General features: G+C 71.6%; 9 protein-coding genes. 8 read left to right on the top strand and 1 reads right to left on the bottom strand.

What is annotated here, in order from left to right:
- Positions 1–47: 47 nt before the first annotated feature.
- On the bottom strand, positions 48–710 hold the full coding sequence (locus tag ACFWTE_RS25415; RefSeq protein WP_378782416.1) for a TetR/AcrR family transcriptional regulator: 663 nt from the start codon (positions 708–710) through the stop codon (positions 48–50).
- 771 nt (positions 711–1,481) lie between these two features.
- Between ACFWTE_RS25415 and ACFWTE_RS25410 the strand changes: the two genes are divergently transcribed.
- Genes ACFWTE_RS25410 through ACFWTE_RS25375 form a run of 8 tightly spaced genes read left to right on the top strand, consistent with a single transcriptional unit; the run spans position 1,482 to position 9,900 of the window.
- The gene (locus ACFWTE_RS25410) at positions 1,482–2,303 is read left to right on the top strand and encodes a helix-turn-helix transcriptional regulator (protein WP_378782415.1); all 822 of its coding nucleotides are present in this window, start codon (positions 1,482–1,484) and stop codon (positions 2,301–2,303) included.
- 3 nt (positions 2,304–2,306) lie between these two features.
- Positions 2,307–3,281, top strand: coding sequence for a DUF1702 family protein (locus ACFWTE_RS25405; protein WP_378782414.1), 975 nt, complete (start codon positions 2,307–2,309; stop codon positions 3,279–3,281).
- A 51-nt stretch (positions 3,282–3,332) separates the two neighbouring features.
- The gene (locus ACFWTE_RS25400; protein WP_378782413.1) at positions 3,333–4,364 is read left to right on the top strand and encodes a DUF1702 family protein; all 1,032 of its coding nucleotides are present in this window, start codon (positions 3,333–3,335) and stop codon (positions 4,362–4,364) included.
- Entirely contained in the window at positions 4,361–5,716 is a 1,356-nt protein-coding gene (locus ACFWTE_RS25395) for a cytochrome P450 (protein WP_378782412.1), read from the top strand. The genes ACFWTE_RS25400 and ACFWTE_RS25395 overlap by 4 nt, the downstream gene beginning before the upstream one ends.
- 50 nt (positions 5,717–5,766) lie before the next feature.
- Positions 5,767–6,336 carry a DUF5987 family protein gene (locus ACFWTE_RS25390; RefSeq protein WP_378782411.1) on the top strand — a complete coding sequence of 190 codons (570 nt, stop codon included), beginning with the start codon at positions 5,767–5,769 and terminating at the stop codon, positions 6,334–6,336.
- On the top strand, positions 6,333–7,982 hold the full coding sequence (locus ACFWTE_RS25385) for an FAD-dependent oxidoreductase (protein ID WP_378782409.1): 1,650 nt from the start codon (positions 6,333–6,335) through the stop codon (positions 7,980–7,982). Before ACFWTE_RS25390 ends, ACFWTE_RS25385 begins: the two co-directional genes overlap by 4 nt.
- A gap of 41 nt (positions 7,983–8,023) precedes the next feature.
- Positions 8,024–9,088, top strand: coding sequence for a carboxymuconolactone decarboxylase family protein (locus ACFWTE_RS25380; RefSeq protein WP_378782408.1), 1,065 nt, complete (start codon positions 8,024–8,026; stop codon positions 9,086–9,088).
- Positions 9,085–9,900 (top strand): TIGR03084 family metal-binding protein, encoded by an 816-nt coding sequence (locus ACFWTE_RS25375; protein WP_378782407.1) that lies wholly within the window; start codon positions 9,085–9,087, stop codon positions 9,898–9,900. The genes ACFWTE_RS25380 and ACFWTE_RS25375 overlap by 4 nt, the downstream gene beginning before the upstream one ends.
- Positions 9,901–9,990 lie beyond the last annotated feature (90 nt).

Raw genomic sequence — 9,990 nt, 5'->3', positions numbered from 1 at the left:
GGGGCCGGTGGCCCCCCGGTCGGGTGGTGGCGCTCGGTCCCGGAGCCTCACACTCCGACGGCGCCCAGGGACGGAAGGCGTCCCGCGGAGTCCTCCACGGACAGCCGGGCGGATTCGGGTGCGTCTCCGCAGCCCACCATGAGGGACACGAGCTGGTCCTCGAAGCACCGGTCGGCGTCGTAGGGCGGGACGAGGTAGAGACCGAGTTCGAGGGTGGTGAGTCCGTGCACGGCGCACCAGAGGCGGTGGGAGACCAGTTCGGGGTCGGCCGGGTGGAAGCGCTGGGCCGCCATGCACCGGCTCACGGACGCCGTGACGTTGCGGAGCGTATAGCGGCCGTGCTGTCTGTCGTCCTCCGAGAGGCGGAAACCGGCCAGGGAGCAGCCGCCGAACATGACCGCGTACAGGTGCTCGTTGTGGGAGGCGTTGTGGCGGAACGCGCGGCCGAGGAGAGCGAGGTCGGAGACGGGGTCCTCGGTGGCTCCGACGCTGGTGAGGTGCTCCTCCAGCCGGGCGAAACCCTCGTGGACCATGGCGTGGACCAGGCCGCCGATGCCGTCGAAATAGGTGTACACGGCCATGGTGGAGCTGCCCGCCTCCTGCGCGATCCGCCGTGTGGACAGGGCCTGCGGCCCCTCGTCCGAGAGCAGCCGTGCGGCGGTGTTGATCAGAACGGAGCGTAGTCGGGGGTCGGACTTACGTGGGCTCATAAATCGATATTGGGCCCGCGTACCAACGGGGTCTACTTGTGGTCAGCTTTTTTCTGACACTCACGCTTGGCCGCATCGGCCTGATGCAATCACCCTATAAATAGCCCGACTAATGGCATCACAGCGTTATGTGCCCACTCTGCCTGCGACTGTTACTCAAAGTGATTGACACGGCGTTCGCGTTCGACGCGGCGCGTTGTCCCCGTGCGGCCGGAGGGGCCATTTTTCCCAATAATTTCCACGCGGAAACCAGTGTTGGCCGCTTGTGGTCAATGGGGCTGGACGGGTGGGTGTGCATGCTGTGGTGATCTCGCTGGTCCGGTGACAGGAGGGGATCGTGTCTCTGGGTCACTATTTGACCACCCTACGAAGTAGGGCACTTTGGTGGGTTTAGTGATGATTTTTTGGTGTGATTTCGGAGTAGATGTCGCAATCTGGAAGATGTGAGTCGCGGTCGTCGGTGTGACGATAGAGCAGTGCCTGGGAGAGGGGGTGGTGGGGGCGGTGATGGCGGGGCTTGGGGGGCTCCTGTTGGTGGGAAGCGAGTAGAAGGGTCGGTGAATTATATGTCCGCCGATTCTGATCCTCGTATCGAAAGCGTGACCGGGTAAATTCCACACCGCCCTTCGGTGGAGTGTCCGGTCCTGGGAACTCTGCTTTTCCTTGTCGTTTTCCATGTGTACTCCGGCGTGTTCCTCCGGTGTGCCCGCTTGTGCTGTCAATGAGTTTCGCACCGGTATCCCGTGACTGAACTCCTATGGGGAGACGTTAATGGAGAAATCTGTTCGCCAAGCTGTAGAGGCCATTCGTAGCCGCTACTACGAGCCCATTACGCTGAACGAGATCGCCGCTGAAGTCTTCGTCAGCCCCTACCACTTCTCGCGCATTTTCTCCCGCGCCACCGGTTTGACTCCCGGACGCTATCTCACGGCCGTACGCCTGTTCGCGGCCAAGCGCATGCTCCTCACCACGGACCTCACCGTCTCCGACATCGTGTGCAGCGTCGGATACAACAGCGTGGGCACCTTCACGAGCAGGTTCACGCGCGCTGTCGGGATGTCACCGACCCAGTACCGGGACCCCGCCGTCTCCCGCCTGCTCGTCGCCGCCTCCCACGACTTCGCCCGACTGCCCAAGCTCGGGGAGATGGTCGAGGCGTGCCGGAACAGGCCACGCCCCGGACAGTGGACCACCTCGGTGCGCGGAACACTCGACATCCCGGAGGCCGTCGGCAGGGCGGACGTCATGGTGGGCGTGTTCTCCGAGGCCACCCCCCAGGGAGCGCCCGTGGCCTTCGAGGCGCTGTCCGCGCGCGGCAGGACCGAGTTCGAGGTCTCGGGCGTGCCCTGCGGGGCCCACCACCTCATCGCGGTGGCGATGCCCCACGGTGCCAGGAGCGCCGACGCCCCGGTGCTCACAGCCGTCACGCGCAGACCAGCCAAGGTCGTCTCCGGGCTCAACACCTACGTCTGCCTGCCGCTGGAACCCGCGGCCGAGACGGACCCGCCGGTCGCCGTGACCCTCGCCGACACGACGGCGGCGATGGAGGCCAGGAACCTGAGGGTGCACCGGCTCCGGCAGACGGTGGCCTGAGCCGTGCTGGGCGCAGTCCCGCGCGCGGTGGGCCGCGCGCTGCTGACACCGTCCCTGGCCGACGTCCGGTTCGCGGGGAGGGGCTTCCCAGGACGCGACTCCCCTGCGGCGCGCGGGCTGGAGGCAGTGCCCGAGGCCGTGATCTGCGGATTCGAGTGGGGCATGGAGGCGCGGCACCTCTGGGAGGCCGAACACCGGCTGGAGACGGTCGACGCCGCGCTGCGCGGTTTCGCGTACGAGGGCGCCACCATGGCCTTCACCGTCCGCGACGCGCTCCCGGCCGGCAGGTCCGACCGCACGCGCGAACTCATGCTCGGGCCCGGCAGGCCGCACACCTTCCTCGCCTACATCGGGATCGGGTTCGCCATGGCCCGGCTGCCGAGGCCTCTGTGGAAGGGCGTCCTGCCGGAGCTCGCGGACAACCCCTACCACCCCACGATGAGCTGGCTCGCCGTGGACGGCTACGGGTTCGACCTGGCCTACTTCCACACAGAGCGCTGGGTCGACCGCAAGGAGACCGCCCGCCCCTACCCGTGGCTCGGCTCCCCCGACTACTTTCCCCGCGCGTTCGACCAGGGCGTCGGCAGGGCGCTGTGGTTCATCCAGGGCGCGCGCTGCGACGCGGTCGCCGAAGCGGTGGCGGGCTTCCCCGAGGAACGCCGGGCCGACCTGTGGAGCGGGGTCGGACTCGCCGCGGTCTTCGCCGGGGGCGCCGCCGGCGACGCGCTCTCGGCGCTGCTCCGGTCGGCCGACGCGGCCGGGCCGCACATGGCGCAGGGGGCCGTGTTCGCGGCCAAGGCCCGGGTGTTCTCCGGTTTCGTCCCCGACCACTCGGAGGACGCCGTCCGCGCGCTGACCGGGATGGGGGCCGTCGAGGCGGCCCGCCTGGCGGACGAGCACGCGGTCGAACCGGGGCGCCACGGCGGAGTACCCGCGTACGAGGTCTGGCGGGCCGGGATCAGGGCCCACTTCCGGTGAGAAGACGCAACGGCAATTGCGGAGTAGACCCCGGGCCCGTGCCGGAGAAACATGGAAAGCGAAAACGACCACGTCCGTCGTGACAGGCGGGAGGACGAATTGTCCAGTGTGATAGGTGCGCTTCGGCGTCGAATCATCACTCCGAACGTATCCGAGACAAAACTCGAGACCAGGGGATTCCACGACAAGGGCCCGGTCGGCCGCAGTGTTCTGGAGACGGTGGGCGAGTCCTTCCTCACCGGTCTCGGAGACGCGGTGGAGACCGCGTCGCCGGAGAGGACCGACGAACGACTCAGTGCGTTGGCCACCCGTTATCGGGGTTTCGCCTACGAGGGCGCCGCGATGGGGTTCGCCCTTCTGGACGGATTGTCGCTGAAGGGGGGAAGGACGCAGCGCTTTCTCGCCGGCCCCGGCGCCGACCACGTCTACATGGCCTATGTCGGGATCGGTTGGGCCATGGCCCGCCTTCCCTGGCCGTTGTGGCCCGACACCCGCCGGCTCGACCCGTTGCACCGCTGGCTGGTCCACGACGGGTACGGCTTCCACCAGGCCTACTTCCACACCGACAAGTACGTGCACGGCCAGGCCCGCGACGCCCGCGCGGCCCGGCGGACCGGAGACGGCGCCTACGCCCTCCGGGCCGCCGACCAGGGCATCGGACGGGCCCTGTGGTTCGTGGCCGGAACGGACGCGGACCAGGCCGCGAGGCTGGTGGAGTCGTTCCCCGCCGGCCGCCGGTCCGACCTCTACTCGGGCCTCGGCCTGGCCGCCACCTACGCGGGCGGCGCGGACGAGGAGGAGCTCCGAAGGCTCCGCGACCTCGCCGGGGAGCACCGCTGGTCCCTCGCGCAGGGCAGCGCCTTCGCCGCCGAGGCCAGGGTCCGCGCCGGACTCGTCGTGCCCCATACCGAGCTCGGCACCTCCGTGCTCTGCGGGATGGAGGCGGAGAAGGCGGCACGCCTGTCCCGCGACCTGACCCCCGAAGGCACGGGGGTGGGGACCGGCCCCGCGCGGCCCCGGTACGAGGTCTGGCGGGCCGCCCTCGCGGACGAGTTCGCCCAGCGCGAAGGGGGAGGGTCATGACCCGCGCGGGCTTACGGCTCCCGCCCCGCACACCCTTCTCCGCGGGCCCCGGCATGCTGCGCGACCTCGTCGGAGACCGGCTCGCGATGATGACCACGGCGGTCGACAACCACGGTGACGCCGTGCGCATGGTCGCTGGACCCAAGACCCTGTACTTCTTCAACCACCCCGACCACGCCAAGCGTGTGCTGGCCGAGAACAGCGAGAACTACCACAAGGGGATCGGCCAGGTCCACGCCAAGCGCGCGCTCGGAGACGGGCTGCTGACCAGCGAGGGCGACCTGTGGAAGGCCCAGCGCCGGACGATGCGCCCGGTGTTCGGGCACAAGCGGATCGCCGGTCAGGCCGACATCGTGGCCAAGGAGGCCGCCGCCCTGGTGGACCGGCTGCGGGCACGGGCGGACCAGGGTCCCGTGGACGTGGCCGCCGAGGCCACCGGGCTGACGCTGGGGGTCCTGGGCCACACCCTGCTGGACACCGACCTCCACGCCTTCGACACCCTCGGCGGCGCCTTCGAGGCCGTCCAGGACCAGGCCATGCTCGACATGGTCACCATGAACGGGCTGCCCGTGTGGCTCCCCTTCCCCACGCAGACGAGGTTTCGGCGGGCACGGAGGGAACTCCAGCGGATCGTGGGCCGCCTCGTCCGGGACCGCGTCCCCTCGGACGGCGCGGACGACGCCCTCTCCCGCGTCCTCGCGGACGCCGCCTCGGAGCCGGACCCCGGCGCCCGCTCCCGCCGCGTGCGCGACGAGCTCGTCACCCTTCTACTCGCCGGCCACGAGACCACGGCCAGCACTCTGAGCTGGGCCTTCTATCTGGTGGACCAGAACCCCGGCACCGCCGAGCGGCTCCGGGAGGAGGCGGTCCGCGTCCTCGGGGACCGACCGCCGACCTACGAGGACCTGCACGGGCTCACCTACACCACGATGGTCATCCAGGAGACCATGCGGCTGTATCCGCCGGTGTGGATCCTGCCCCGCAAGTCGCTGGCCGACGACGAGGTGGGCGGCTACCACGTGCCCGCCGGGTCGGACGTGCTGATCTGCCCCTACACCCTCCACCGGCGCTCCGGCTCGTGGGCGGACCCCGAGCGCTTCGACCCCGAGCGCTTCGACCCCGACCGCCGCGAGGACCGCCACAGGTACGCCTACATCCCCTTCGGTGCGGGCCCGCGGGTCTGCGTCGGCAGCAACCTCGGGATGTTGGAGGCCGTCTTCGTCCTCGCGAGCGTCTCCCGGGAACTGCGCCTCACCCTCGCGCCGGGACGCCGGGTCGTGCCCGAGCCCATGCTCTCGCTGCGCGTGCGGGGAGGGCTCCCGATGACGATCCGCCGCGTCCAGGACGGCTGACCCGTACCCGTCCCGCCCGACGCCACCCCCACAGCGCAGAGGAGACCACCATGACGACGGACACCGGTGACGCCCCGAGCGTCCGGACACGAACGCTGGAGGCGTTCGCGGACACCATCCTCCCGGGAGCCAAACGCGCTCCGGACGACGTGGCGGTGGCCGGGCGTTCCCACGATGCCGGCGCGGTCGAGGCCGGGGCCCTGGAGCTCCTGCAGAACCCGGCCACCGGTGTGACCGAGGGCCTGGACGACTTCGTCGACCTGCTCAACGCACACGCCACGCGCCACGCCGAGCAGAACGGCACCACACCCTCCGGGGAAGAGCCCCCCTTCGTCCAGCTGCCCTTCGAGGACCGCACCGCCGTGGTCCGCGCCCTGACCGCCCCCGGGCACCCGGAGAGGGAGTTCTGGGTGATGCTCGCGCTCTTCTGCAACATGGCCTACGACAGCGCCGCCCACATGAGCACCCCCGCCGCGATCGCCGCCGGGCACCCCGGGCTCCGGGCCATGGGCTTCGCCGCCCCCGACCCCGACGGCCTGCTGCGCTTCACGGAGTACTCCTACGGCAGGCCGCTGGCTCGCCTCCACCCTGACACGACCTCCTCGGGGAGCCCCGCATGACCACCACGGAGAACACCGACGTCCTCGTCGTCGGCAGCGGCTTCGGCGGAGCCATCACCGCCTACCACCTCGCCGCGGGCGGGGCGCGCGTCACCGTCCTCGAACGCGGCCCCTGGCTGCGCAGCGAGGAGTTCGAGCACGACTTCCTCCTGGGCTCCTCCTACACCCGGGTCTTCGACTTCACGGTCGGGGACGGGATGAGCGTCCTGGGCGGCAACTGCGTCGGCGGGGGGAGCATGGTGTACTTCGCGGCCCTGCCGCGCGCGCCGCGCTTCGTCTTCGACCGCCAGGGCTCCATCGGACGCCGCATGTGGCCGTCCGCCATCACGAGGGACTCCCTCGACCCCTGGTACGACCGCGTGGCCGAGGCGATGGGGGTCCGTACCCAGGACTGGTCCGACGTCAGCTACGCGGGCGGTCTCTGGGGAGCCGCCTGCGACCACTCGGGGCGCACCGCCAACCCGGTCCCCGTCGCGATCGACAAGGAGACCTGCGTCAACTGCAACTGGATGATGGCGGGTTGCCGGTTCGACGCCAAGAAGTCGCTGATGACCAACTACCTCCCCGCGGCGCTCTCCCACGGCGCCGAGATCCGGCCGCTGCACGAGGTGCAGCGGGTGGACCGCACCGACGACGGCGGCTACCGGGTCCACTACGACGTCATCGACGACGAGGACTACCGGGTGAGGCGGGGGTCCGGCGCCATCGACGCCCGGATCGTGGTGCTCGCCGCGGGGGCCGGGGCCACGCCCGTCATCCTCAAGCGCTCCGAGGCCGGCCTCGGAGCCATGCCCCACGCCGTCGGCCGCTACTTCTCCGGCAACGGCGAGCGCCTCAACACCGCCGTGGTCGACGAGGACAAGGTGCGCGAGGTCCTCGGCCTGTCCCGGGACGAGCTGCGCGCCTACGAGGCCTTCCAGGTCGGGAAGGGCCCCTGCGTCGCCAACTGGGACCGTCTGGACGCCTCGCTGCCCGAGTACTCCCGCTACTCCCTCGAACAGCTCTACTTCCCCCCGGCCCTCGGTACGGTCCTGGCCCAGGTCCCCGGCGCCCCGGCGCCGTCGTGGTTCGGCGCGGACAAGAAGGAGATGATGCGCCGCTGGAAGTCGTGGCTGATCGTCTTCACCATGAGCGAGGACGACAACGAGGGGGTCTTCGGCGCCCCGCCCCCCGCGGGGAACGCCGTACGCCTCTCCCAGCAGATGCTGGGGAGGGGCCCGCTCAGCTACCGGCCCACCATGAACACCCTCAAGGGCTGGCAGAGCGCGGACGCCGAGGTCAAGGAGATCCTGGAGAAGGACGGGATCGCCAGCGTCGCCCCCTGGACCAACGACCTGGTCGGCGCGTACACCGTCCACCCGCTCGCCTCGTGCCGGATCGGGGACGACCCGCACACCTCGGCCCTGGACGACCGACACGAGCTGCGCGGCCACCCGGGGATCTTCGTCACCGACGGCTCCGCCGTCCCCGGCGCCCTGACCGTCAACCCCGCGATGACCATCGCCGCGCTGGCCGAGCGCTCCGTCCCCGGGATCGTCGAGGCGGCCCGGGCACGGGGGATCGACGTCACCTACGGAGCTCCCGCCCCCGACGGCGCCACGTCGGGGCGCGGGGAGGTCCTCGGTAAGGCCGCACCGAGGACCTGAAACGTCCGGCGACCACCAGAACACCGACGAGAGGTGACCCCGTGCTCCGAACGCTCATCAGGGCCGCCGTCCGGCGGTCACTGCGCGACGTGCGTCATGTGCGGCCGGTCGCCCCCCGCGAGGCCCGGGGCGCGACCGCCGCCCTCCACCGGCAGCTGGAACGGGACTTCGGCGTTCTCGCGCCGCCGGTCGCCCTGCTCACGCCCGCCCCGGAGTGCGCGGCGGCCACCTGGGTCGCCCTGCGCGAGTCCCTGCTGGTCCCGCGCCGCACCGGGCGGGCCGCCCGGGAGGCGGTGGCGACCGCGGTCTCCCGGGAGAACACCTGTCCCTACTGCGTGGAGGTGCACGGTGCCACCCTCGGGGTCCTCGGCGCCGCGGACGGGGGCAGCGGGGGCGGTGGCTCCGACGGCGGCGGGCCCTGGGCGGGGCTCCCCGCGCCGACGGACCCCGCCGAACGGGCCGAGCTGGGGGCCGTGGTGCTGACCTTCCATCACATCAACCGCCTCGTCAACGTGTTCCTGCCCGAGTCGCCCCTGCCCGCCTTCGCGCCCCCGGCCGTGCGCGGGATGCTGCGCCGGGCGACGGCGGCGACCATCGCCTCCGGCTCCGGGCGCCCGCTCGCCCCCGGCGCGGCCCTCGACCTGCTGCCCGAAGCCGCACTGCGGGCCCCGACCCCGCCGGACCTGGCCTGGGCCGCCGGAGAGCCCCGAGTCCTGCGCGCCCTCACCGCGGCGACCGCCGCCGTCGACGCGGCCGGTGAGCGCGTGCTCACCGCCCGCGTGCGGGACCTGCTCCTCCGACACCTGGGCGAGCACGGCACCGGACCCGCCGGTGTCAGCAGTTCCTGGACGGACGGGCCGCTGGACGCGCTCCCGCCGTCCGAACGCGCCCTCGGACGCCTGGCCCTGCTCACCGCGCGGGCCTCCTACCAGGTCACGGACGACACGATCGCCGCCTGCCGGGAGGCCGGGGCCGACGACCCGGCCCTGGTCCGGGCCGTCTCCTGGGCGGCCATGGCCGCAGCCCGCCAGTCCACCCACACCGCCTTGACCGGGGAGACCGGACCCCCGCACCCACCACCGGAGAACGAGAGGAACCACACGTGAACGGCATCCCCAACGTCATCACCGAACTCCCCGCCGTCATCAGCGACCTGGCCGCCGAGGCGGCCCAGATCGACGCACTGGTGGCGGACCTGGACCGGACCGACTGGGCACGGGAGACCCCGGCCACCGGGTGGACCGTGGCCCACCAGGTCGCCCACCTGTCCTTCGTCTTCCGCCTGGCCGGAACCGCGGCCTCGGACGCCGAGGCCTTCGCCGCCATGACGGCCGAGGCGGCCGAGGACTTCGACGGCGCCGTCAACGCCGTCCTTTCCACCTACCCCCTGGACGACCCCGAGAAGTTGCTCGCCCGCTGGCGCGCCGACCGGGAATTCGCCGTCGAGAAGCTCGCCGCCGCCCCGGCCGACCAGCCCGTGCCCTGGCTCGTGCGCCCGATCCCCCCGGGCGTGCTGGCCTGCGCGGGGATGATGGAGGTCCTCGCCCACGGCCAGGACATCGCGGACGCGCTGGGGGTCACCCCCGAGCGCACCGACCGCATCGGCCACGTGGCGGGGTTCGCCGCGTTGACCTGGGAGTTCGGCTACCAGTCCCGGGGTCTCACCCCGCCCGACACGGAGTTCGCGTACGAGCTGACCTCACCCTCCGGGCGGAAGTGGGAGTTCGGGCCCCCCGGCGCCGAGCAGCTGATCACGGGGGACGCCGTCGACTTCTGCCTGCTGGTGACGCGCCGCCGCCACCGCGACGACCTGGACGTGACCGCGGTGGGGGCCGACGCCGACCACTGGCTCGACATCGCCCAGGCCTACCGGGGGCCCGCCGGCCCCGGCCGGACGCCCGGACAGTTCCGGACCTGACCCCGAAGGGGGAGCGAGAGGAACACCGGCCGGGTCGGGACGCGTCCCGACCCCGCCCCCCGGGGTGAAGAGGAGGGTTTGCGCCTGAGC

The sequence above is a fragment of the Nocardiopsis sp. NPDC058631 genome (assembly GCF_042716955.1).
GTDB lineage: Bacteria > Actinomycetota > Actinomycetes > Streptosporangiales > Streptosporangiaceae > Nocardiopsis.
The sequence above is the reverse complement of the archived record's forward strand: the minus strand, read 5'-3'. Positions and strand labels throughout refer to the sequence as shown.

Excerpts from the sequence above, each read along its gene's own strand:
- ACFWTE_RS25415 (WP_378782416.1), bottom strand. The coding sequence starts at position 710 with ATGAGCCCACGTAAGTCCGACCCCCGACTACGCTCCGTTCTGATCAAC.
- ACFWTE_RS25390 (WP_378782411.1), top strand. The coding sequence starts at position 5,767 with ATGACGACGGACACCGGTGACGCCCCGAGCGTCCGGACACGAACGCTG.
- ACFWTE_RS25410 (WP_378782415.1), top strand. The coding sequence starts at position 1,482 with ATGGAGAAATCTGTTCGCCAAGCTGTAGAGGCCATTCGTAGCCGCTAC.
- ACFWTE_RS25395 (WP_378782412.1), top strand. The coding sequence starts at position 4,361 with ATGACCCGCGCGGGCTTACGGCTCCCGCCCCGCACACCCTTCTCCGCG.
- ACFWTE_RS25400 (WP_378782413.1), top strand. The coding sequence starts at position 3,333 with ATGGAAAGCGAAAACGACCACGTCCGTCGTGACAGGCGGGAGGACGAA.
- ACFWTE_RS25385 (WP_378782409.1), top strand. The coding sequence starts at position 6,333 with ATGACCACCACGGAGAACACCGACGTCCTCGTCGTCGGCAGCGGCTTC.